This is a genomic window from Bradyrhizobium zhanjiangense, from assembly GCF_004114935.1.
Classification (GTDB): domain Bacteria; phylum Pseudomonadota; class Alphaproteobacteria; order Rhizobiales; family Xanthobacteraceae; genus Bradyrhizobium; species Bradyrhizobium zhanjiangense.
In genome coordinates, this window is the sequence record NZ_CP022221.1 from 507,312 (window position 1) to 529,277 (window position 21,966).

General features: G+C 65.7%; 19 protein-coding genes. 6 read left to right on the forward strand and 13 right to left on the reverse strand.

Annotated features, from left to right (window positions below; genetic code table 11):
- Positions 1 to 31: 31 nt before the first annotated feature.
- The 3 genes from XH85_RS02470 to XH85_RS02480 form a co-directional block, all read right to left on the reverse strand.
- Positions 32 to 1,189 carry a TAXI family TRAP transporter solute-binding subunit gene (locus XH85_RS02470; RefSeq protein ID WP_128930589.1) on the reverse strand — a complete coding sequence of 386 codons (1,158 nt, stop codon included), beginning with the start codon at positions 1,187 to 1,189 and terminating at the stop codon, positions 32 to 34.
- A gap of 23 nt (positions 1,190 to 1,212) precedes the next feature.
- Positions 1,213 to 2,073, reverse strand: coding sequence for a hypothetical protein (locus XH85_RS02475; RefSeq protein WP_128930590.1), 861 nt, complete (start codon positions 2,071 to 2,073; stop codon positions 1,213 to 1,215).
- 397 nt (positions 2,074 to 2,470) lie between these two features.
- Positions 2,471 to 3,445 carry an NADPH:quinone oxidoreductase family protein gene (locus XH85_RS02480; protein WP_091882886.1) on the reverse strand — a complete coding sequence of 325 codons (975 nt, stop codon included), beginning with the start codon at positions 3,443 to 3,445 and terminating at the stop codon, positions 2,471 to 2,473.
- Positions 3,446 to 3,663: 218 nt separating this feature from the next.
- Between XH85_RS02480 and XH85_RS02485 the strand changes: the two genes are divergently transcribed.
- The 6 genes from XH85_RS02485 (at position 3,664) to argG (ending at position 9,987) form a co-directional block, all read left to right on the forward strand.
- Positions 3,664 to 4,503 carry an SDR family oxidoreductase gene (locus XH85_RS02485; protein ID WP_128930591.1) on the forward strand — a complete coding sequence of 280 codons (840 nt, stop codon included), beginning with the start codon at positions 3,664 to 3,666 and terminating at the stop codon, positions 4,501 to 4,503.
- A gap of 115 nt (positions 4,504 to 4,618) precedes the next feature.
- A complete protein-coding gene (locus tag XH85_RS02490; protein ID WP_128930592.1) occupies positions 4,619 to 5,278 on the forward strand; it encodes an invasion associated locus B family protein in 660 nt (219 codons plus the stop codon).
- A 193-nt stretch (positions 5,279 to 5,471) separates the two neighbouring features.
- Positions 5,472 to 6,665, forward strand: coding sequence for a dual-specificity RNA methyltransferase RlmN (gene rlmN / locus XH85_RS02495; protein WP_128930593.1), 1,194 nt, complete (start codon positions 5,472 to 5,474; stop codon positions 6,663 to 6,665).
- A gap of 134 nt (positions 6,666 to 6,799) precedes the next feature.
- Positions 6,800 to 7,294 carry a hypothetical protein gene (locus XH85_RS02500; RefSeq protein WP_128937068.1) on the forward strand — a complete coding sequence of 165 codons (495 nt, stop codon included), beginning with the start codon at positions 6,800 to 6,802 and terminating at the stop codon, positions 7,292 to 7,294.
- Positions 7,295 to 7,768: 474 nt separating this feature from the next.
- Entirely contained in the window at positions 7,769 to 8,545 is a 777-nt protein-coding gene (locus XH85_RS02505) for a phosphatase PAP2 family protein (RefSeq protein ID WP_128930594.1), read from the forward strand.
- Positions 8,546 to 8,649: 104 nt separating this feature from the next.
- Positions 8,650 to 9,987 (forward strand): argininosuccinate synthase, encoded by a 1,338-nt coding sequence (argG, locus tag XH85_RS02510; protein WP_128930595.1) that lies wholly within the window; start codon positions 8,650 to 8,652, stop codon positions 9,985 to 9,987.
- A gap of 135 nt (positions 9,988 to 10,122) precedes the next feature.
- Here the strand turns inward: argG and XH85_RS02515 are convergent, their stop codons facing one another.
- The 10 genes from XH85_RS02515 to sdhC all read right to left on the reverse strand — a co-directional run bounded on the left by XH85_RS02515 (position 10,123) and on the right by sdhC (position 21,952).
- Complete coding sequence (locus XH85_RS02515) at positions 10,123 to 11,235, reverse strand: OmpA family protein (RefSeq protein ID WP_128930596.1); 1,113 nt, start codon at positions 11,233 to 11,235, stop codon at positions 10,123 to 10,125.
- 1,218 nt (positions 11,236 to 12,453) lie between these two features.
- Complete coding sequence (locus XH85_RS46040) at positions 12,454 to 12,696, reverse strand: hypothetical protein (protein WP_128930597.1); 243 nt, start codon at positions 12,694 to 12,696, stop codon at positions 12,454 to 12,456.
- A gap of 85 nt (positions 12,697 to 12,781) precedes the next feature.
- On the reverse strand, positions 12,782 to 13,168 hold the full coding sequence (locus XH85_RS02530) for a VOC family protein (protein WP_128930598.1): 387 nt from the start codon (positions 13,166 to 13,168) through the stop codon (positions 12,782 to 12,784).
- A 24-nt stretch (positions 13,169 to 13,192) separates the two neighbouring features.
- Positions 13,193 to 14,017, reverse strand: coding sequence for an FkbM family methyltransferase (locus XH85_RS02535; protein WP_164940252.1), 825 nt, complete (start codon positions 14,015 to 14,017; stop codon positions 13,193 to 13,195).
- A 155-nt stretch (positions 14,018 to 14,172) separates the two neighbouring features.
- Positions 14,173 to 16,134 (reverse strand): ABC transporter ATP-binding protein/permease, encoded by a 1,962-nt coding sequence (locus tag XH85_RS02540; RefSeq protein WP_128930600.1) that lies wholly within the window; start codon positions 16,132 to 16,134, stop codon positions 14,173 to 14,175.
- Positions 16,135 to 16,185: 51 nt separating this feature from the next.
- Positions 16,186 to 18,324: a hybrid sensor histidine kinase/response regulator gene (locus XH85_RS02545; protein WP_128930601.1), complete on the reverse strand. Its 2,139-nt coding sequence runs from the start codon at positions 18,322 to 18,324 to the stop codon at positions 16,186 to 16,188.
- 182 nt (positions 18,325 to 18,506) lie between these two features.
- Positions 18,507 to 19,289: a succinate dehydrogenase iron-sulfur subunit gene (locus XH85_RS02550; protein ID WP_128930602.1), complete on the reverse strand. Its 783-nt coding sequence runs from the start codon at positions 19,287 to 19,289 to the stop codon at positions 18,507 to 18,509.
- 24 nt (positions 19,290 to 19,313) lie between these two features.
- Positions 19,314 to 21,149 (reverse strand): succinate dehydrogenase flavoprotein subunit, encoded by a 1,836-nt coding sequence (gene sdhA / locus XH85_RS02555; protein ID WP_091882929.1) that lies wholly within the window; start codon positions 21,147 to 21,149, stop codon positions 19,314 to 19,316.
- A 3-nt stretch (positions 21,150 to 21,152) separates the two neighbouring features.
- Positions 21,153 to 21,557: a succinate dehydrogenase, hydrophobic membrane anchor protein gene (sdhD, locus tag XH85_RS02560; RefSeq protein ID WP_128930603.1), complete on the reverse strand. Its 405-nt coding sequence runs from the start codon at positions 21,555 to 21,557 to the stop codon at positions 21,153 to 21,155.
- Entirely contained in the window at positions 21,554 to 21,952 is a 399-nt protein-coding gene (gene sdhC, locus XH85_RS02565) for a succinate dehydrogenase, cytochrome b556 subunit (protein WP_128930604.1), read from the reverse strand. The genes sdhD and sdhC overlap by 4 nt, the downstream gene beginning before the upstream one ends.
- Positions 21,953 to 21,966: the final 14 nt, after the last annotated feature.

A 21,966-nucleotide genomic window follows, 5' to 3' on the forward strand; every position in this document is an offset into this window, starting at 1 on the left:
TCCGGCGACACCGAGAGGAGTGACGGCGCCACTACTTCTTTTCCCCCGCCCGCGCGTTCGCTGCGTCCCAAGCCTGGAATTGCTTGAACAGCGCTTCCTTGTCCGCATCGGATACCTGCGCGGCCGCCGGGCTCTGCTTCAGGAACGCTTCGAAGCGCTGGCGCGTCACCGGCTCGACGCCGTGCTTGTCGAGCCATTGCTGCGCCACCGGCAATCTGTTCCAGCCCGACAGCGGCGCCGCGAGCGAGACCTCCTTCCACTTGGGATGGAAGGGCGGGTTCTGCAGCGACGGAAATTTCGTGAAGAACGCGTCCACGAACAACGCAAGCTTGCGATAGCGCTCGGTGTTGGGTGCCCAATTGTAAGCCGCAAGCACCGCAGGGACTGCAATGGTGTCCACGCTCTCGCCTTCCTTGATCAGGTTCGGATAGTCCTTGGCGGTCAGCGTTGCCGGCAGATAGTCGCTCTGGAGCGGCTTTGCATAGTCGACCCTTGCGAGATGGAAGCGGCCGTCATTGCCGAAGGTCGAGACCGACTTGTACGGCTTGCCGCCGACCACGATGACGGCGTCGATCTCGCCGGCCTTCAGCTTCTCCATCGCGATGCGCTGCTCGACATAGACGAATTTCGCCTTGATGCCGAGCCGCTCGAACACGGTGAGCGCCGTGACGAAGGTACCGCCGTTCGGCAGGTCCACGCTCACCGTCTTGCCTTCGAGGTCTTTGAGTGTCGCGACCGATCTCGGCGCGATCACCTGCATCTCCTCATTGTAGAGCTTCGTGACATAGGTGAACTGCTTCTTGATGTCCTTGGCAAAACCCTTGCGCTCGAGATAGTCGAGCGTGTCGGCGCGCACGATGCCGAGATCGACACCTTGCAGGAACAAGATGTCGGCGACGCTCTGCACCGAGCCGCGGCCGACGATCGGCAGCACGCGGATCTTGTTGCCGTCGTCGAGCACGGAAGCGAGGTCGGCGCCGAATTGCACATAGGTGCCGCCGATCGTGCCGGTGATCAGCGTCACCGTGTTGGCGTTCAACGCCTGCTTGGTCGAGCTCGAGCCGAACTGGAAGATGGCCTTCAGGCCGTCCGAGACCTTGGCCGGATCGTACTCGGTCTGGTCAGCGCGTGCCGCAAAGGCACAGATCGTCATGATGGCGGCAAGCGCCATTCCCAAAGCGTTACGCATGATGTCCTCTAAAAATTAAATTACTAGTTCTGAAGCTGGACAAGGCGCTGCCGCGCCTCCGTCGATCCGAGTGCCGCGGCCTTCTGGTACCACTCGCGCGCGGCGGTCGCGTCGGCAGCGATGCGCCGCGCGTCGCTGGTGCCCAGCACGGCCGGGTCATAGGTTTGAGCCAGCAGGAACGCCGCCGTGGCATCCTGTGCATTGGCCGCGCGTTCGAGCAGCAGGCGGGCTGCAGAAATGTCGCCAACCCCCAACAGGCTCTTCGCGCGCGTCATTAGCCCGGCCAGGGTGTCGGCGTCGAGCGTCTTGGCGGGCTGAGAGGGCGCAGGTGGCGGCGCGACGGGCGCGGGCAGAGGCGCAGGCGTCTGGGCTTGCAGCGCGGTCTGATAGGCGGTCGCGATCGCTTCGCGGCTCGGCGTTGACGGTGCAGGGAAATCCTGCGCGTCAGCGCTCGCCAGCCTTGCGTCGGTCACGTGCGCCGGATCCTTGCGCGGGTTCTGCGGTACGGCCAGCGCGTTGGCCGAGGCCACCACCTGCTCCAGCGCGACACCCACCGAGCCACCGGCATCGAAGATGCCGCGAAGGTCGGACTGAAACAGCGCGGCCAGAACTGCCAGGGTGGATGCGACGAGAACGGCTGCCAGAACGCCCGCAAGAACACGCGGGACAATTCTGACCCGGGGACGCAATTCCAGCGGGGTATATTCGTCCGGGTCCGGGGCACCGAGCGGATCGGACAGGAACAGTGGTATTGGATCGTCCGGCGACAGATCGAGCCGTGCGGCGCGCGCACGGATGTAGGATGCGGTGGACGGATGTGATGCGGCTTGATCGGAATCGAATGCCCTCGATTCCCTGGACGCACGGAAGGCCGTCGTCTCCATGGTGATGCTCCCCAAGACTGACACGACGCGGGGCATACCGGTTTCAGTTTTTTTGTTGTTGTCCAGGAGCGCCCAGCAAACTGGAACCGGTAAATCGCAGTTTGAATCAGTCCAAAAAGCGACGGCGATTGGGGCGAATCGGGAAAAATTTGGGTTTGATTCGGGCGAGGTTGCGGAATGCACCGCAATTTTGCCAGCGGTGGTTGAGGAGACCTTACCAAGTGGCGACGTGCGCGCGGAGTGCCATCAACTCAGCTGTCATGCCCAGGCTTGACCTGAGCATCGAGTCGCCGCGACCTATCGATCAATCGCAATCGTCTCGGAGTAACTGGATCGCCCGGTCAAGCCGGGCGATGACAGTTGAGTGTGTCGAAACAGCCTCGTGATGACACTGTCATCACGGGTGCAAAATCACCTTTCCCATCGCCTGACGTCCCGCGAGCACCTTCAACGCGTCCGCGGTCTGGGCCAGCGGGAAGGTGCGGTCGACATGCGATGAGATCTTGCCTTCGGCCGTCCACTTCACGAGCTTCTCCAGATTGGCGCGGTTCTTGGCCGGGTTGAGCCGGGTCCAGGCACCCCAGAACACGCCGCGGATGTCGCAGCCCTTCAGCAGTGCGAGGTTCAGCGGCATCTTCGGAATGTCGCCGGCGGCAAAGCCGATCACGAGGAAGCGGCCTTCCCAGGCGATCGAGCGCAGCGCCTGCTCGGCATAGGCGCCGCCCACGGGATCGAAGATGATGTCGACGCCTTTGCCATCGGTGAGCTTGCGCAAGCCTTCCTTCAAGTCTTCCTTGGCGTAATTGAGCGTCAGCTCTGCGCCGTGCGCCCTGGCGAATTCGAGCTTCTCGTCCGACGAAGCGCAGGCAATCACCTTCAGGCCCATCAGCTTGCCGAGCTCGCAGGCAGCAAGGCCGGTGCCGCCGGCTGCGCCCAGCACCGCGAGTGTTTCGCCGGGCTTCGGGCTCGCGCGATCTTCCAGCGCATGCAGCGCAGTGCCGTAGATGATGATGATGCCGGCCGCGCGATCATAGTCGAGATTGTCGGGGATCTTCACGATCGATGCCGCCGGCAGCGCGATCTTCTCGCGTGCGCCGTTGTGGCCGCAGGAGGCGACGACGCGATCGCCAACCTTCAGGTCAGTCACGCCAGCGCCGATGCTCTCGATCACGCCGGCGACTTCGGCGGCCGGCGAGAATGGGAACGGCGGCTTAATCTGATACTTGCCCTGGATCATCAGGATGTCGAAGAAGTTCAACGCCGCCGCCTTGATCGCGATCACGGCTTCGCCGGGCCCTGCCACCGGATCCGGCACGTCGGCCAGAACGAGATCGTCGGGCTGGCAATATTGCGAGCAGAGGATGGCTTTCATGGCGGCACCTGGGCGTTTCGAGTGGAATTATAGTTGGCCCGGTTTTGCCGGATTTAGGCACGGGCGACAATCCGGTTTCTTTGCCAAAGCGACGCGCCGGCCTATCCTCACGTCATTGCGAGCGCAGCGAAGCAATCCAGGGTCCGTGCGGCGGAAATAGTCTGGATTGCTTCGCTGTGCTCGCAATGACGGAGCGAGAAGGAAAGAGGATTCAAACGATGTTTGAAACAAGCCTGCTCAAGGACAAACGCATCCTCGTCACTGGCGGCGGCTCGGGCCTCGGCGCTGCGATGGGCCGTCGCTTCCTCGCGCTCGGCGCCGAGCTCGTGATCTGCGGCCGCAAGCTCGATCGGCTCGACGCAACGGCGAGTGAGATGCGCGAAGAGGCCGGCGGCAAGGTCACGACCATCGCCTGCGATATCCGCGACGGTGCCGCCGTCGACAACATGATGGATCAGATCTGGCGCGAAGCGCCGCTCGATATCCTCGTTAACAACGCCGCCGCGACCTTCATCGCGCAGAGCGAGCATCTCTCCTTTCGCGCGGCGGACGCGATCCTCGCGCCCACACTGCACGGCGCGATGTATTGCACGCTCGCCGCCGGCAGGCGCTGGATCGAGGGCAAGCATGGCGGCGTCGTGCTGTCGATCCTCTCGACCTCGACCATCACCGGCCGCGCCTTCACCGTGCCGTCGGCGATGGCGAAGTCGGCGGTGCTGGCGATGACCAAAAGTCTCGCCGTGGAATGGGGGCCTAAGGGCATCCGCACCGTCGCCATCGCGCCCGGACCGTTCCCGACCGCCGGCGCATCCGGGCAACTCCGCCCCGAGGGCCGCGATGAAGGTTGGACTGCGCGCAACCCGCTCGGCCGCACCGGCGAGCACGGCGAACTTGCCGATCTCGCCAGCTTCCTGATCTCGGACCGGGCCGGCTATATCAATGGCGAGATGGTGGTGATCGACGGCGGCGCGCATTTGCGCAGTTCCGGGGCCGAGGACCTGCTCGGCTGGAGCGAGGCGCAGTGGGCCGCCCAGCGCGCCGCGCGATCCAAGGCCTAGTGCTAACAAACCTGCTAACTACCTTCCCAAATTGGACTTTCGCGGCTATCCCTGCCCGGGGACAAAACGCGGCCGGGCCATCTTCCAGTCACAATATTGAGGGAACCACTCCAGCATGTGGCGGGTGCTAGCTTTCGTTTTGATGATCGGCATGATGACGTGCGGGATCGCCGATCTCGCGCGGGCGCAGACGGCGCAACCAGCGCCGAAGGCGACACCGAAACCGGCCGCGCCGGCGGCCAGTACAACCGCCAACACCCACGCAAAGACGGCTGCGAAGCCAGAGAGCAAACCGGCCGCCCCGACCGCGGCGGTTGCGGGCGGCGCGGAACCAACCCTGATCGGCCAGTTCGGCACCTGGGGCGCCTATTCGGCCACGCCCAACGGCAAGAAGGTCTGCTTCGCGCTGGCCAAGCCCTCGTCGTCGAAGACCAACCCGCCGAACCGGCCGCGCGATCCCGCCTATGCGTTCGTGTCGACCCGGCCGGCCGAGAAGGTCAATAACGAAGTCTCGGTCATGATCGGCTATGCGCTGAAACCAGGCTCGGAATCGACGGTCGAGGTCGGCGGCGCTGCTTTCGCCATGTATACGCAGGGCGACGGCCTCTGGATCAAGAACGCGGCCGAGGAGGAGCGGATGGTCGAAGCCATGCGCAAATCCGCCGATCTCGTGGTCAAGGGCGTCTCGGCCAAGGGCACCGAGACGACCGACACCTTCTCGCTGAAGGGCCTCGCCCAGGCGCTCGATAAGATCGCCCAGGACTGCAGGCGGTGAGCCGGCGGCGTTAAGGCTGCGGGCGATAAGGTCGCAATCGGCTGTTCCGGTTGCTATATAGGGGTATCCCAAAGGTGCTGCCGTCATGGCCGGGCTTGTCCCGGCCATCCACGCGCTGGCTCCGGGCGGGAAAGAACGTGGATGCCCGGGACAAGCCCGGCCATGACGAGACAGCAGCAATCTCAGGCAACCGATGACCGAGCCGCACAACGCAACATTGGTGGAGAAGACTCCGCTCGAAACCTATGTGCCGCCGGCAAAACCGTCGCTGATCGGTCTGTCGCGCACCGAGCTTGCCGATCGTCTCGGCGAGATCGGCGTCGCGCCGGCACAGCGCAAGATGCGCGTGCAGCAGCTGTGGCACTGGCTCTATTTCCGCGGCGCCCAGAGTTTTGACGAGATGACCTCGATCTCGAAGGGCATTCGCGCCGAGCTCGCCCAGCATTTCACGGTCGACCGGCCCGAGGTCGTGGCCGAGCAGATCTCCAACGACGGCACGCGGAAATGGCTGCTGCGGCTGCCGAGCGGCGACAATGTCGAGAAGGCGCACGAGGTCGAGTGCGTCTACATCCCCGAGACCGACCGCGGCACGCTCTGCGTCTCCTCGCAGGTCGGCTGCACGCTGAACTGCGCCTTCTGCCACACCGGCACCCAGCGTCTGGTCCGCAATCTCACCGCCGGCGAGATCGTCGGACAGGTGATGGTCGCGCGGGATCGCCTGAATGATTGGGCCGATCGCGAGGACGGCACGCGCCGCGTCACCAACATCGTGATGATGGGCATGGGCGAGCCGCTCTACAATTTCGACGCGGTGCGCGATGCGCTGCTCATCGTCGGCGACAACGAAGGCATCGGCATCTCCCGCCGCCGCATCACGCTGTCGACCTCGGGCGTGGTGCCGAACATCGTCCGCGCCGGCGAGGAGATCGGCGTGATGCTGGCGATCTCGCTGCACGCGGTGCGCGACGAGCTGCGCAACGAGCTCGTGCCGCTCAACCGCAAATATCCGATCAAGGAGCTGCTGCAGGTCTGCCGCGACTATCCCGGTGCCTCGAACGCGCGCCGCATCACCTTCGAATACGTGATGCTCAAGGGCGTCAATGATTCGCTCGATGACGCGAAGCTGCTGGTGAAGCTGCTCAAGGGCATTCCGGCCAAGATCAACCTGATCCCGTTCAATCCCTGGCCCGGCACCGCCTATGAGTGCTCGGATTGGGATCAGATCGAAAAATTCTCCGAATACATCTTCAATGCCGGCTATTCCTCGCCGGTGCGCACCCCGCGCGGCCGCGACATTCTAGCCGCCTGCGGCCAGCTCAAGTCGGAGACGGAAAAGCTCTCGGCCAGGGAACGCCAGGCGCTGCGCGCCATGGCGATGACGGACTAGCGGATCATGCTCGCGCTCTCGCATCCTCGTCATTGCGAGGAGCGTAGCGACGAAGCAATCCAGACTGTCTCCCCGGAGGCATCTCTGGATTGCTTCGCTTCGCTCGCAATGACGGTCACGATGGCTTTGGCGTCATGTCCCTGATCGGCCGCCTCGTCGTCATCTTCGTCGGCTTCATCGCCGCCTGTTTCGTCGGCGGCATGATCGTCGTCGTCGCGCTGCTGTTTCCGGAATTCGCCGATCTCGGCGCAGGTCCTGTCGATCAGGGCACGATCGACATCCTGCTCGGTTTCGGCTTCATCTTCGTCTCGGGCTTTGCCTTGGTGCCGGCGGCGGTGATCGTCGCGATCACCGAAGCGCTCTACATCCGCAGCGCGCTCGCTTACGCCGTCGGCGGCGGCCTCGTCGGACTCGCCTGCTATCTTGGCCTCGTTCCCTTTCACGCCGACACGTTGCAGTTCGAGGGCATCGTGCGGCGGCATCTGGAGATCATGACCGGTGCCGGCATCGTCGCCGGCGTGGTCTACTGGTTGATCGCCGGGCGCAACGCCGGCGCCTGGCGCGATCCGCCGCCCCCGCGCCGGCCGCCCCCGCCGCTGCCGTCGAATTCAAGGCCGGGTGCGCGGTGATTGGTTTTTACCCTCCCCTGGAGGGGTAGGGCTATCGCATATGCATTTCGCGGGGACCACCCGCGAGTTTGCTCCGCCTCTCCCGCTTGCGGGAGAGGCCGACGCGTCCCGGGCGATGCGAAGCATCGTCCCGAGCGCGGCGGGTGAGGGCTCTCACCGCACTGGGATCGCCGCCGCAATTCTCGACAATCCCGACGTGGAGGCACCCCCACCCCAGCCCTCCCCGCGAGCGGGAGAGGGAGCCCACTGCCGATGCCGAAGCATTATTCACGCCATATGCGATCCGGGGCGGGGTGGCAGACTATCCGCAGCGGCGGTGTTGAGGGGCTCAAGTTTGCGGATGGTCGAGAGACCATTTGTGTGGCTTCACCCCACCTCGCTCGCGCTTCGCGCGATCGATCCTCCCCCTCCAGGGGAGGATGGGTCCTTCCCGTGGGGTTTCCATCCTCGCCCCACTCCGCTAAACCGCGCGCCATGAACCGGACTGGACTCTTCATCGCCCTGGCGCTGTGGCTCGTGATCGGCCTCGTCTTCGGCCTCTATCCCGAGCTCGATCTCAAGCTCGCCTCGCTGTTCTTCGATCCCCAGACCAAGACCTTCCCGCTCAAGCTGAACGGCTGGGCCAGCTTCGCGCGTGACGCGGCGATGTGGGTCGCCTGGGCCTTCGCATTGCCGTCACTCGTCGCGCTCGTGGTCAAGATGGTCCGGCCCGACCGGCCGCTGATGGTGTCGGGGCGCGCGATCATTTTCCTGCTGGTGACGCTGACCATGTCGACCGGCATTCTGACCAACCTTACCTTCAAGAGCTATTGGGGACGCCCGCGGCCGGTGGTGGTGACGCAATTTGCCGGCGACCAGCAGTTCGTGCCGTGGTGGGATCCGCGCGGCGGCTGCGCGCGCAACTGCTCGTTCTTCTCGGGCGAGGGCGCGACCGCGTTCTGGACGCTGGCGCCTGCCGCGCTCGCCCCGCCGGCCTGGCGGCCGCTCGCCTATGCCGGAGCGGTTATCTTCGGCGCTGTGACCAGCGGGCTGCGTATGGCCTTCGGCGGACATTTCTTCACCGATGTGGCGATTGCCGGGCTCGTCAGTTTCGTGGTGATCTGGTTTGCCTACGCGCTGATTTACCGCTGGCCGCGGACGCGGTTTTCCGACGCGGCGGTCGACGCCGCGCTGACCCGGCTGACCTGGCCCGCCTACCAGCTCCGCCAGCGCCTGTTCGGCCGCAAGACGGGTCCCGAGCCGTCGATTTGAGCCATGATTTGAGCCATTAAATGGGTGCCGAGGCGTGCGAAATTTGATATTCGCGCGGTCAAACCCGCCCTGACATCAGCCCTTGTGACCCGAATGGAAGCGCCATGACCACGATCCTGAAAAGCCTGCCCAAGGGAGAGAAAGTCGGCATCGCTTTTTCGGGCGGGCTCGACACCAGCGCGGCGCTGCTCTGGATGAAGCAGAAGGGCGCGCGCTGCTACGCCTACACCGCCAATCTCGGCCAGCCGGATGAAGCCGACTACAACGAGATCCCGCGCAAGGCGCAGGAATTCGGCGCCGAGAAGGCCCGGCTCGTCGATTGCCGCACGCAGCTCGTCCACGAAGGCATCGCCGCGATCCAGTCGGGCGCCTTCCACATCTCGACCGGCGGCATCACCTATTTCAACACCACGCCGCTCGGGCGCGCCGTCACCGGCACGATGCTGGTCGCGGCGATGAAGGAAGACGGCGTCAACATCTGGGGCGACGGCTCGACCTTCAAGGGCAACGACATCGAGCGCTTCTACCGCTACGGCCTGCTCACCAATCCCGGCCTGAAGATCTACAAGCCCTGGCTCGACCAGCAGTTCATCGACGAGCTCGGCGGCCGCGCCGAGATGTCGGCGTTCATGACGGCGCAAGGCTTCGCCTACAAGATGAGCGCCGAGAAGGCGTATTCGACCGACAGCAATCTGCTCGGCGCCACGCACGAAGCCAAGGATCTCGAGAGCCTCGACAGCGGCATCAAGATCGTCAACCCGATCATGGGCGTGCCGTTCTGGCGCGACGACTGTGCCGTCAAGGCCGAGAAGGTCGTGGTGCGTTTCGAGGAAGGCCAGCCGGTTGCGCTCAACGGCCAGAACTTCTCTGATCCCGTCGCGCTGTTCCTCGAAGCCAATGCGATCGGCGGACGCCACGGCCTCGGCATGAGCGATCAGATCGAGAACCGCATCATTGAGGCGAAGAGCCGCGGCATCTATGAGGCACCCGGCATGGCGCTGCTGCACATCGCCTATGAGCGCCTCGTCACCGGCATCCACAACGAGGACACCATCGAGCAGTACCGCATCAGCGGCATGCGCCTCGGCCGTTTGCTGTATCAGGGCCGCTGGTTCGACTCGCAGGCCCTGATGCTACGCGAGACCGCGCAGCGCTGGGTCGCGCGCGCCGTCACCGGCGAGGTCACGCTGGAGCTGCGCCGCGGCAACGACTATTCGATCCTCGACACCGAGAGCCCCAACCTCACCTATGCGCCGGAGCGGCTCAGCATGGAGAAGGTTGAGGACGCCGCCTTCACGCCGGCCGACCGCATCGGCCAGCTTACCATGCGCAACCTCGACATCGCGGACACCCGCACCAAGCTCGGTCTCTATTCGAAGACCGGGTTGTTGTCGGGCAGCGAGGGCTCGCAGATCTTCCGGCTCGAGAGCGACAAGGGCTGAGCCGTCTCGTGTCCCGGACAAGCTGCAACGCGCAAGCGTTGCGGCGCCGAGCCGGGGCCCGAGAACATCCAAACAAGAAGGCGTTCAAACAAAATGGCCGGGATCGCTCCCGGCCATTTGCGTTTGTGCTTCGCCTTACCGCGGCGGCGCGGTGCCGGGCGGGGGCGGCGGCAGCGAGGCCGTGCCGCCGTTGAGTAGCGGCGTGATGCGGCGGACGGTGACGCGCCGGTTGATCCGGCTCGGTCCGTCGGTCTGCTCCTTCAGGTACTGCTCGCCGTAGCCCTGCGACGTCAGGTTCTCCGCGGGTACATTGAACTGCTGCGTTAGCAATTCGGCCGCAGACTGCGCACGGCGGTCCGACAGCGACAGATTGTCGACGTCGTTGCCGACCGCGTCGGTATGTCCCTCAATCAGGAACACCTCGCGCGGGTTGCGCTGGATCGCCTGGTTGAGGCCGTCGGCGATCACCTGCAGCCGGGCCGCCTGGTCCGGCGGGATGGTCCACGATCCCGTCTCGAAGTTGATCGTGTTGACGTCGATGCTCGGCATCTGCATGCGAACATTGGGGCTGTAGCGGATCTCGTCGAGCGAGTAACGCCTTTCGATCCGCTGCACCGGCGGTGCCTGCATGGTCGCGTAGATCACGTCCGGCGACGCCTCCTCAGCATCGACGATGTAGCGATCATAGGGAATGTTCACGACCGGCGGCGGCACGTCGACATAGAAGCCGCCGACCGCGCGCGGATCGCGGTAGCTGTTGTCGATGATGACGATCTCGCGCCCGCCGGGATCCCTGCGGATGCGCCGCAGCAGCGAACCGTCCGCGCCGACCACAGTGATCACCTCGCTGCCGTCGGGACGGACCACGACAGTGCGGGTCTCGCCGCCGACAGTGTCGGTGCGGATGTCGCGGGCGCCGTAGCGGAAGCGATAGAGATCGTTGCCGCGGACATAGGCCTGCCCACCCGGATCGCGGATGATGATGCGGTCGGGTTCGGTGTAGACGGTGCGGCCGCCTTCGACGACCTCGCGCCGCTGGTTGTGGAGGTCGGCGATGGTGGCGCCGATCACCGCGCCGGCCACCACGCCTGCACCGACCGCGAGCGGCGTCAGGTCACGCTGCGGCGGACGCGGCGGTGGCGGCAAGGGTGCTGCGACCGTCGGTGCGGCCCGGAAGGCTGGCGCAACCGTGGGCGGAGCGTACTGCGCCCGGTTCGGCGGCGGCGCTGCGGCCGGCGTGCCGGGCACGACGGTCGGTGCTGCTGCGCCGGCTGGAGCCGGAGGCCGAGGCGGGAGGCCGCCGGCCTGGGGCGGCGCAGCCGGAGTTCCGGCAGCGGGCGCGCCCGCAGGCGGCGTCCCACCCTGAGGGCCAGGGGTCGGCGTCGCGCCCGGGGTTGCGCCGGGAGCAGGCGTCGGTGCTGCACCGGGACGTCCGGGCGGCGGCGTCGGCGTGCCGCCACCTGGTGCCGGCGTGGCCGTTGGAGCCGGCGACGGTGATCCTGCAGCCGGGGCGCGCCGGGACGTCCGCCGGGCGGCGGCGCGCCCGGGCGGCCCGGCGGCGGAGCCGCGGGCGTGCTGCCGGGGGCGGGGGTCGCAGTCGGCGCGGGAGTCGGTGTCGGTGTGGTCGCCGGGGCAGGAGCGCCCGGACGAGCCGTGGGCGCTGCTGCCGGTGCAGGGGGTGTTGCCGTGGGCGCAGGCGCGGGCCGCCCTGCGGGACCCGCTGCCGGGGGCGGCGGCGTCGGAGTTGGGCGAGCCGCAGGCGGCGGTGGTGTGGGCGCGTGTTGCTGCGGAGCCGCGGCCGGCGGCGAAGGCTGCTTCGCGGCAGGCGGCGGGGTGGCGGCGTGGGAGACGGACGCGCTGCAGGCGGTGCCGGAGGAGGCGGCGTCGGCGCATGCTGCTGCGGGGCCGCAGCCGGCGGCGGTGAAGGCTGCTTCGGTGCGGCAGGCGGCGGAGGTGGCGGCGGCGGAGCCGGACGGGCCGCAGGTGGCGGCGACGGCGGTGGCGGCGTTGCCGGGCGCGGCGGTGCGGCCGCCGGCGGAGGCGCGGCGGGCGGATGCGGCGGTGCAGCCGCAGGCGGCGGTGTGGTCGGGCGCGCGGGCGGCGCGGCCGCTGGCGGTCCCTTCGGCGGCTGCTTCGGTTTTCCGTCAGGGCCCGTCTCTTGTGGCTGGGCCTGTGCGACGACGAGCGGCGGCGCACTTTGCGCATGCGATGCGGAGCTTGCGAATTGCATCGCGGTCAGAGCCGTCGTTGCAAGCAGCACGAAACGAAGGTTGGTCATGGTGGTGAACTTCCCCGGGAAGGTTCTTTGACGAAGTGTTGGGATGAACAGCTACGCGTTAGGCCGGAATGTGGCGGGCCAAGCAGTCGCGGCCCGATTTATTTCTGCACGCAAATCACCTCACTATGACGACGTTCATTGCGCATTCAGACGCAGGTTGCAATCGCCCCACATGTGATCGCTCGCCCTCACGTGTGATCCCGCGGCGAAGGTGCGTCCGTCGCAGGATTGGGCGTGAGCGGTCCGTTCGGCCCGCGTCGTGGAATCTCTTCGGGAACGTGCGGCGGCAATTCATCCGGCCGCGGTGTTTCGCCAGGCTCGTGCATCGGCGGCGTGATGTCGGGTTGCGGATTGCCCGGCGGAATTCCAGGAGGCGGCTCGGTCGGAGTCCCCGGTGTTGTCGGCGGAATCTCGGGCGGCTCGATTGGCATCGGCATCTTCGTAATCAATTGTCCAGAGGACGATAACGATGATGCCGTGCCAATGTTCCCCTTTTCGCGTGGTGTGGAACGCGGCTTATTCCGGTGCGTGACAGACGGCCTCGATGTTGTGCCCGTCGGGGTCGAGCACGAACGCTCCGTAATAGTTCGCATGATAATGCGGGCGGATGCCGGGCGGGCCGTTGTCGCGTCCGCCCGCCGCGATTGCCGCCTTGTAGAACGCGCCCACCGTGGCACGGTCCTTGGCGTGAATGGCGACGTGCACCGGCTTATTCATCGCGCCTTCGCCGCCGATCCAGAAATCGGGCTTGCCGTCGGCGCCAAAGCCTGCGGCCGCGGCGTGCCCGGTCTGCTCTGCCGTTACTTCCATGATCAGGCTGTAGCCGAGCGGCGCCAGCGCCTTGGCGTAGAACGCCTTGGCGCGCTCATAGTCGGAGACTGAGAATCCCATGTGATCAATCATCGCAACCTCCGCTGTTCGTCCCTGTCAGCGCGACAGGAACGTATTGCTCCGCGTCTTGCGCGCGATGGCAAAGCCGCGCGCGACCATGTCGGCAATACAATCCTGCTGCCATTCGTTTTGTGACAGGTGCTCGATGACGACCGCGCGCGGCCACAGCGATTTCGTCGCGTCGCGGAAGAAGCCGATCAGCACGCGGTCCTCAAAGCCCTCGACGTCGATCTTGAGCGAATCGACTTGCGTGATCCCGGCTTCGTCGAGAATGCGCGTCAGCCGCAGTGATGGGACCTTGATGGCCTCGGCGCTCACGGCGCCGGTGACGACGTGGGTGGCACCGAGATTGCCGCCGCCGCTCTCGATCATCAGCTCGCCGTCGCTGTCGCCTGCCGCGGCCTGCACCGGGCGCACCTGCGTCGCTTTCGATGCGGCGTGATTGAACGCGAGTCGCGCAAATGTCGTCGGATGCGGTTCGATCGCAACGACCTTGCCTTTGGTGCCGACCTGCCGCGCCATCACCAGCGCAAACGTGCCAACATTGGCGCCGACGTCGACGAACGTGCCGCCCGCCGGGGTGTGCTGACGCAGGAATTCGAGCTCGTCGAGATTGTAGTCGGGATTGAACAGTGCGCCGCGCTCGGTCGCACTGCCCTGGTGATAGAAGCGGAACGAGGCGCCCTGATACTGCACGTCGACCGGACCGCCGCGCAGCAGGTTGACCAGTCGCGACATCCAGGGCCGGAATGCGCCGCGCTTCAGCCCAGACTGTTGGGCGAGGCGAATGAGCGCGGCCTGCGCCGCATTCGGCGCAAACGCGCCGAACGGCGCGGACGAAGGGGCGTTGTCGGTCGTCAAGCAGGCGGTCCTCGTTGCAAGCGGCGCATGCATAGCCGGTTTTGATGAGGACTCCAACGGCGGGTTGTAGCCTGGTGGAGCGTAGCGTAATCCAGGATTCTCGCGTCTGGGGGACCTGTTCCGGATTGCGCTGCGCTCCATCCGGGCTACGGCCCTCACGCCGCCTTCTTCGGCGGAGCCATGCGCTGGCGCAGGATGCGGCCGAGCAGCTTGCGCTTGCCTTTGCGCGGGATCAGGTCGACGTCGCTGACGAGCTTGGCGCCGCTCTTGCGGCGCTCCAGCACGATCTTGCGGCTGTGGAAGGCCTCCAGCTCGGCGCGATGCGCGACGCTGACGATGGTCGCCTTCGGCAGCTCGTCGGTGACCATCTTCATCATCTTGTCCTGGCTCTTCTCGTCGAGCGCGGATGTGGCCTCGTCGAGCACGACGATGTCGGGGCTGTGCAGCAACAGCCGCGCAAAGGCGAGACGCTGCTTCTCGCCGCCCGATAGGGTCTGGTCCCACGGCGCCTCCTCCTCGATCTTCTCCTTGAGGTGAGCGAGACCGACCTTGCGCAGGACCTGGCCGATCTCCTCGATCGTCCAGTCGTCGGCGGCGCCGGGATAGGCGACTGCGCGGCGCAGCGATCCCGAGGGCACGTAGGGCCGCTGCGGCAGCATGAACAGCCGCCGGTCGGGATGGAAATTGACGCTGCCGCCGCCCCACGGCCAGAGGCCGGCGATGGCGCGCACCAGCGTGCTCTTGCCGGTGCCGGATTCGCCCGCGACCAGAAGCCGCTCGCCCGGTTCGATCACCACTTCGGTCTCGCCGACCACCGCGGTGCCGTCGTCGAGCGTGACGGAAAGGTCTTTCAACTCCAGCATGGCGTCATTGCCGGTCTCGCCGCGCTGGATGCGGCCAAGGCCATCGCCCTGCTCGGCGCGCTCGAGGCCGTCGAGCGACATCATCAACGAGGCGATGCGGCGCGCGCAGGCGTTCCAGTCGGCAAGCCGCGGATAATTGTCGACCAGCCAGCCGAACGCGCTCTGCACGATGGTGAAGGCGGAGGCCGCCTGCATCACCTGACCCAGCGTCATGCTGCCGTCGAGGAATTTTGGCGCACAGAGCAGGAGAGGGACCACGGGCGCAACGAGGCTGGAGCCCTGCGAGACAAGCGTCGTGCGCATGTGTTGTCCGGCCAGGCGCGCCCATTGCCGAAGCACGCTGGTGAAATTGCGGTCGATGCCATCGCGTTCCTCCTCTTCGCCGCCGAGCAGCGCGATGCTCTCGCCGTGCTCGCGCACGCGCGTCAGCGTGTAGCGGAAATCGGCTTCGGCCTGGTTCTTGTCTTCGGAGATCTGCACGAAGCGGCGGCCGATCACCACGATCGAGCTGGAGGCGATCGCGGCGTAGAGGATCGCGGCGATCACCAGGAATCCGGGAATGGTGATGCTTGAGCCGCCGAGCGTGACGGTGAGCGCGCCGCCGATGGTCCAGAGCACGATGATGAAGGTCACGGCCGATAGCAGCGCCGACGTCACGCCAGCGAGGAAATCGACCGGTGAGTCGGTCGCAATGCGCAAATCCTCGGCGATGCGGTATTCGGGATTATTGTTGTCTCCGCCGACGAGGTTGAGCTGATAATAGCGGCCGTTGGCGAGCCAGCGTGTCAGCACGCTTGCCGTGAGCCAGGCGCGCCAGCGCCGCTGAATGCTCATGCGCGCGAACACCTGGGCGACGCCGAGCGCGATGCTGCCGATCGCGAGCGGGAAGAACATTGCGCTGAGATGGAAGACACTCGTCGCATCGCGTTGCTCGATGGCGTCGAAGATGGCGCGATTCCAGACGTTGATGCCGTATTGGAAGCAGACGGTCAGGACGATCAGCACGCCGAGGCCGATCGAGAACGGCCAGGCGAGACGATCGCCGTTACGGCCCCAGAAGTCGCGCGCGCTGATCCAGAAGCGCGTCAGCAAATAATCTTTGCGGACCTGTTCGGCTTCCTCGGGTGATAGTTCGGGGTCGGGTTCGAGCAGCTCGGGAGGCGGCGGCGGTGCCACTTCATCGCCGTTCTCGCCTTTGATCTCGACAATGGGCGGCTTCTCGCCCTGTTCGCGCTTCACGGCGGGCTTGTGCATGGGCGGACAACGCGAAGGAAATCAACCGGTTCCCTTCGGTTCCCAGCCGAATCATTCGGCGGCGCCATCTCGCACACGTCGCAGCCGTGCGGCCCGGTGCAGAACGCGCGACAGCTCTTCGATCGAATACGGCTTCTGCACGAGATCGAAGCCGGCAGCGCCATCCTGCGACAGGGCCTGGCTGTAGCCCGTGGTCAGCACCACCGGCACGCCGATGCCGCGGTCGCGGACCGCCTGCGCCAGATCGAGCCCGGTCATCCCGGGCATTACCACGTCCGAGAACACGACGTCGAAACGATTGGCGTCCAAGATGAGCTCAGCAAGTGCATCGGTCGCATTGTCGACCAGCGTGATGCTGTAGCCGAGCTCGGTGAGGCCGTCGGCGGCAAAATTGGCGAGCTCGATGTTGTCCTCGACCACCAGCACCGACATGCCGCTGCCGGCCACCGCCGGCGCCGTGTTCGGCGCCAGCCGCTGCGACCGCAGGTCCGGCGGCACGCGCGGCAGATAGAGCGAGAAGGTGCTGCCTTGCCCCACCTCGCTCGTGACCGTCACCTCGCCGCCGGATTGCCGAGCGAAACCGAACACCTGGGACAGGCCGAGACCGGTGCCGTGGCCGACTTGCTTGGTGGTGAAGAACGGCTCGAAGATGCGCCCGAGTCGCGCCGCGGGAATGCCGATCCCGGTATCGCGGACAGTGACGCGGACGAATCCGTGGTTGCCGGAGACCGGGGCCGGCGTGTCTGGAATGGTCGTCGCGGCCTCGACCTCGAAGATGATCCTGCCCTTGCCCTGCATCGCATCGCGCGCGTTGGTCGCCATGTTGATCAGTGCGGTCTCGAACTGGCCGGCATCGGCATTGACGAGACAGGGCTCGGCCGGCAGCCGTGTGACGATCTCGATGGCGGGCCCGAGCAGCGTTGCCAGCATGTCGTGCAGCGACTGCATGCGCTGTCCGACGTCGAACACCTCTGGCTTCAGGGTCTGGCGCCGCGCAAAGGCGAGCAGCTGCGAGGTCAGCTTGGCGGCGCGTGCGACTGCGTCCGCGATGGCCGTGATGTAGCGCTGCCGCCGCTCCTCCGTCAGTTGCGGGCGATTCAGCAGGTCGACCGAGGCGCGGATCACCGTCAGCAGATTGTTGAAGTCGTGCGCGACGCCGCCGGTGAGCTGCCCGAGCGCCTCCAGGCGCTGGCTGTGCTTGAGCGCGTCCTCGGCTTCGCGCCGCGCTGCGGCCTCGGCCTGAAGATGCTGGGTGCGGCGGAATGCGAAGGCGAGCAGCAGGAACAGCAGCGCGGTGGCGGGAATGCCGAACACCAGATGCTGGCCCATGGTGGCGAACCAGCGTGCCCGGATCGCCGAGGTTTCGAGCCCGGCGCTGACATAGATCGGATATTCGGCGATGCGCCGGTAGCCAATGCGGCGCTCGATCCCGTCCGATGGCCAGGCGATGGTCATCAGGCCACGCTCGGGCTGGCCGGCAATCTGCTGGCCAACCGGGCCGCCCGGGTCGAGCCGCAGGTCGTGGTTGAGCCGTGGGAAATGCGCGAGCACGGCGCCGTCGGCACGTCCCATTGCGAAGAAGCTGCCGGGATCGGAGCCGATCCTGGCATAGAAGCTTTCGAAATATTCCGGCAGGACGGAGGCCTGGATCACACCGATGAAGTTGCCGTCGTCGGAATCGCGGCGGCGACTGACGCTGAAGAAGCGCGCGCCCTGATAGGGCGGGCGTGGCGTCAGCGGCATGCCGATGAACGTGCCGATGCTCTGGTCGATGTGGGAATAGAAGTAGTCGCGGTCCGTAAAGCTCAGCGCTGGTGGCGGCGAGGCGAGGCTGTTGACCAGCGCTTTTCCGTCCGCATCGAAGATCCAGGCCGATTTGAGCTGCGGCAGCGAATCGGTCAGCCGCTTCAGGCGACGGTGCAAAGCCGGCTCGCGCGCGCGGATGGTATCGTCAGAAAGGTTTCGCACGACCTCGTTGAGCTCGGCAAGGCTGCGGTCGATGGTCTCGAACACCTTCAGCGCATGCTCATACGCGACGTCGAGGGTGCGCTCGATCTCGCGGTCGGCGATGTCATTCGTCGATGTGTAGGAGATCGTGGCCGCAATGACGAATAGCGCAACCGGCAGCGCCAGGGATGCCGCCATCATCCACTGCAACAGCCTCAGCGAGTTGCGTTGCGCCCTCTGCACAGTCGCTCCGGTCCCTGGCGCGAGCTTAACTGAATCTCGCGCAGGGAAGGAAGCAGCTTATGCGAAAACCGCTGGTTGTGGACCTAAAACTTGCGCGCGCAGCGGGTTGGAGAAAATTCTGCTCAAATTGACTGCGATCGCAGAATACCCCGGCCGGCCCGGCCGGGGCGGGAACATTCGTCTCAGATCTGGCGCTCGACCATCTTGAGCTTGAGTTCGGCGATGGCTTCGGCCGGGTTGAGGCCCTTCGGGCAGGCCTTGGCGCAGTTCATGATGGTGTGGCAGCGGTAGAGGCGGAAGGGGTCCTCGAGATCGTCGAGCCGTTCGCCAGTCGCTTCATCCCGCGAATCGGACACCCAGCGGTTGGCCTGCAGCAGCGCGGCGGGGCCGAGATAGCGCTCGCTGTTCCACCAATAGCTCGGGCAGGAGGTCGAGCAGCAGGCACACAGGATGCATTCGTAGAGGCCGTCGAGCTTTTCGCGGTCCTCGTGGCTCTGGCGCCATTCCTTCTGCGGCGTCGGCGAGGTCGTCTTCAGCCACGGCTCGACCGAGGCGTACTGCGCGTAGAAATTGGTGAGATCGGGGACGAGGTCCTTCACGACGGGCTGATGCGGCAGCGGATTGATCTTCACCGCGCCGTCCTTCACGTCGTGCATCGAGCGGGTGCAGGCAAGCGTGTTCTGGCCATCGATGTTCATGGCGCAGGAGCCGCAGACGCCTTCGCGGCAGGAGCGGCGGAAGGTCAGCGACGGGTCGATGTGGTTCTTGATCCAGATCAGGCCGTCCAGCACCATCGGACCGCAATCATTGGTGTCGACGTAATAGGTGTCGACGCTCGGATTCTTGCCGTCGTCCGGATTCCAGCGATAGACCTTGAACTCGCGGAGCTCGGTCGCGCCCGCAGGCTTCGGCCAGGTCTTGCCGCCGCTGATCTTGGAGTTCTTCGGAAGTGCGAATTCAACCATTTCGATAGGGCCTTCGCTGTTCGATCAATACACCCGCGCCTTCGGCGGAATGTACTGCACGTCGTTGGTCATGGTGTAGTCGTGAACCGGGCGGTAGTCGATCTTGACCTTGCCGGAATCGTCCAGCCAGGCCAGCGTGTGCTTCATCCAGTTCTTGTCGTCGCGCTCGGAGAAATCCTCGCGCGCATGGGCGCCGCGGCTCTCGGTGCGGTTGGCGGCCGAGTTCATCGTCACCACCGCCTGCGAGATCAGATTGTCGAATTCGAGCGTCTCGACGAGATCCGAATTCCACACCAGCGAGCGGTCGGACACCGCGATGTCGGTGATGCCGCTGTGGACCTTCGCGATCAGGTTCTGACCTTCGCTCAAAACCTCACCGGTGCGGAACACCGCGCAGTTGTTCTGCATCACGTGCTGCATGCCCTCGCGCAGCTTCGCCGTCGGCGTGCCGCCGGAAGCGTAGCGGTAATGGTCGAGGCGGCCGAGCGCCATCTCGGCCGAGTTCGCCGGCAGCTCCGGCTGCTCGGCGTTGGGCGTCAGCTTCTCGGCGCAGCGCAGCGCCGCAGCGCGGCCGAACACCACGAGGTCGATCAGCGAGTTGGAGCCAAGGCGGTTGGCGCCGTGCACGGAAACGCAGGCGGCTTCGCCGAGCGCCATCAGGCCGGGGACCACAGCATTGTCGTCGCCGTCCTTCTTGGTCAGCACTTCGCCGTGATAATTGGTGGGAATGCCGCCCATGTTGTAGTGCGTGGTCGGCACGATCGGAATCGGCTCCCGCGTCACGTCGACATTGGCGAAGATCTTTGCGGATTCGGAGATACCGGGCAGCCGCTCGGCCAGCACCGCGGGATCGAGGTGGTCGAGATGCAGGAAGATGTGGTCCTTCTTCTTGCCGACGCCGCGGCCCTCGCGGATCTCGATCGTCATCGCGCGCGAGACGACGTCGCGCGAGGCGAGATCCTTCGCCGACGGCGCATAGCGCTCCATGAAGCGCTCGCCCTCGGAGTTGACGAGATAGCCGCCTTCGCCGCGCGCGCCCTCGGTGACCAGGCAGCCCGCGCCATAGATGCCGGTCGGGTGGAATTGGACGAATTCCATGTCCTGCAGTGGCAGGCCGGCGCGAAGCACCATGCCGCCGCCGTCGCCGGTGCATGTGTGCGCCGAGGTGCAGGAGGCATAGGCGCGGCCATAGCCGCCGGTGGCCAGGATCGTGGTCTGGGCGCGGAAGCGATGCAGCGTGCCGTCGTCGAGCTTGAGCGCAATCACGCCGCGGCAGGCGCCCTGGTCGTCCATGATCAGGTCGATGGCGAAGAACTCGATGAAGAACTCGGCCGCGTGGCGCAGCGACTGGCCGTACATCGTGTGCAGCATCGCGTGACCGGTACGGTCGGCGGCCGCGCAGGTGCGCTGCGCCTGACCCTTGCCGAAGTCCATGGTCATGCCGCCGAACGGGCGCTGATAGATCTTGCCGTCCTCGGTGCGCGAGAACGGCACGCCCCAATGCTCGAGCTCATAGACGGCTTCCGGCGCGTTCCGCACCATGTATTCGATCGCGTCCTGGTCGCCGAGCCAGTCCGACCCCTTCACGGTGTCGTACATGTGCCAGCGCCAGTCGTCCCGGTGCATGTTGCCGAGCGCGGCCGAGATGCCGCCCTGCGCTGCAACCGTATGCGAGCGGGTCGGGAACACTTTTGTGATGCAGGCGGTGCGCAGGCCCGCTTCGCTGCAGCCGACCACGGCGCGCAGGCCCGCGCCGCCGGCGCCGACCACGACGACGTCATAGGTGTGGTCTTCGATCGGATAGGCTTTGCCGTTGGTGGCGGGAGCGCCGTTGCCCGAGCCATTCGTTGTGGTGGCCATGGGTTACACTCCGGATGACAGTTTCAGGATCGCGTAGGTCGAGGCGAGCGCCACGGCGACCGAGAAGAAGTTGTTGAGCATGATGGAGATGAGCTTCAGCTTCTCGTTATGGACGTAGTCCTCAATCACCACCTGCATGCCGATTTTCATGTGCCATGCGCTGGCGAAGATGAAGAGGAGCAGGATCACCGCGACGGGAATGGAGCTGAGAATCTGCGCAGCGCCGATCTGGTTGCGGCCGAGCAGCATCATGATGATCACCAGCACCGGGATCATCAGCAGCGTCATGGCGACGCCGGTGATGCGCTGGCGCCAGAAATCGGACGTGCCCGAATGCGCGGCGCCGAGATTGCGGACGCGGCCAAGCGGGGTGCGCATGCTGCGCTTCGGCGTATCGGTTGCGCTCATCGTCCACCTCCGATCGCATAGGCGATGATCCAGATCAGCACTGTCAGCGCGATGCCCCCGATCAGGGCGCCCCAGGTCAGCGCTTCCCGCTCATTGGCCTTGAAGCCGTAGCCGAGATCCCAGACGAAATGCCGGATGCCGCTGAGCATATGATGCATCAGCGCCCAGGTGTAGCCGAACACGATCAGCCGTCCGATGATGCTGCCGGCGAAGGCCTGGACGTGCGCGTAGGCGGCGGGGCCGGAGGCCGCCGCGATCAGCCACCAGACCAGCAGCAGGGTTCCGACATAGAGGGCGATACCGGTGGCGCGGTGGATGATGGACAGCGCCATCGTCAACGTCCAACGGTACACTTGCATGTGTGGTGAGAGCGGTCGTTCGATCCGTGCGGTCATGGGCTTTGATGTTG

Bases quoted from the DNA above. Each gene is read 5' to 3' on its own strand.
- XH85_RS02550 (WP_128930602.1), bottom strand. From the start codon at position 19,289: ATGGTTGAATTCGCACTTCCGAAGAACTCCAAGATCAGCGGCGGCAAG.
- XH85_RS02490 (WP_128930592.1), top strand. From the start codon at position 4,619: ATGTGGCGGGTGCTAGCTTTCGTTTTGATGATCGGCATGATGACGTGC.
- sdhA (WP_091882929.1), bottom strand. From the start codon at position 21,149: ATGGCCACCACAACGAATGGCTCGGGCAACGGCGCTCCCGCCACCAAC.
- XH85_RS02530 (WP_128930598.1), bottom strand. From the start codon at position 13,168: ATGATTGATCACATGGGATTCTCAGTCTCCGACTATGAGCGCGCCAAG.
- XH85_RS02540 (WP_128930600.1), bottom strand. From the start codon at position 16,134: ATGCACAAGCCCGCCGTGAAGCGCGAACAGGGCGAGAAGCCGCCCATT.
- sdhC (WP_128930604.1), bottom strand. From the start codon at position 21,952: ATGACCGCACGGATCGAACGACCGCTCTCACCACACATGCAAGTGTAC.
- XH85_RS02470 (WP_128930589.1), bottom strand. From the start codon at position 1,189: ATGCGTAACGCTTTGGGAATGGCGCTTGCCGCCATCATGACGATCTGT.
- XH85_RS02500 (WP_128937068.1), top strand. From the start codon at position 6,800: ATGTCCCTGATCGGCCGCCTCGTCGTCATCTTCGTCGGCTTCATCGCC.
- argG (WP_128930595.1), top strand. From the start codon at position 8,650: ATGACCACGATCCTGAAAAGCCTGCCCAAGGGAGAGAAAGTCGGCATC.
- XH85_RS02475 (WP_128930590.1), bottom strand. From the start codon at position 2,073: ATGGAGACGACGGCCTTCCGTGCGTCCAGGGAATCGAGGGCATTCGAT.
- rlmN (WP_128930593.1), top strand. From the start codon at position 5,472: ATGACCGAGCCGCACAACGCAACATTGGTGGAGAAGACTCCGCTCGAA.
- XH85_RS02505 (WP_128930594.1), top strand. From the start codon at position 7,769: ATGAACCGGACTGGACTCTTCATCGCCCTGGCGCTGTGGCTCGTGATC.
- XH85_RS02480 (WP_091882886.1), bottom strand. From the start codon at position 3,445: ATGAAAGCCATCCTCTGCTCGCAATATTGCCAGCCCGACGATCTCGTT.
- sdhD (WP_128930603.1), bottom strand. From the start codon at position 21,557: ATGAGCGCAACCGATACGCCGAAGCGCAGCATGCGCACCCCGCTTGGC.
- XH85_RS46040 (WP_128930597.1), bottom strand. From the start codon at position 12,696: ATGCCAATCGAGCCGCCCGAGATTCCGCCGACAACACCGGGGACTCCG.
- XH85_RS02485 (WP_128930591.1), top strand. From the start codon at position 3,664: ATGTTTGAAACAAGCCTGCTCAAGGACAAACGCATCCTCGTCACTGGC.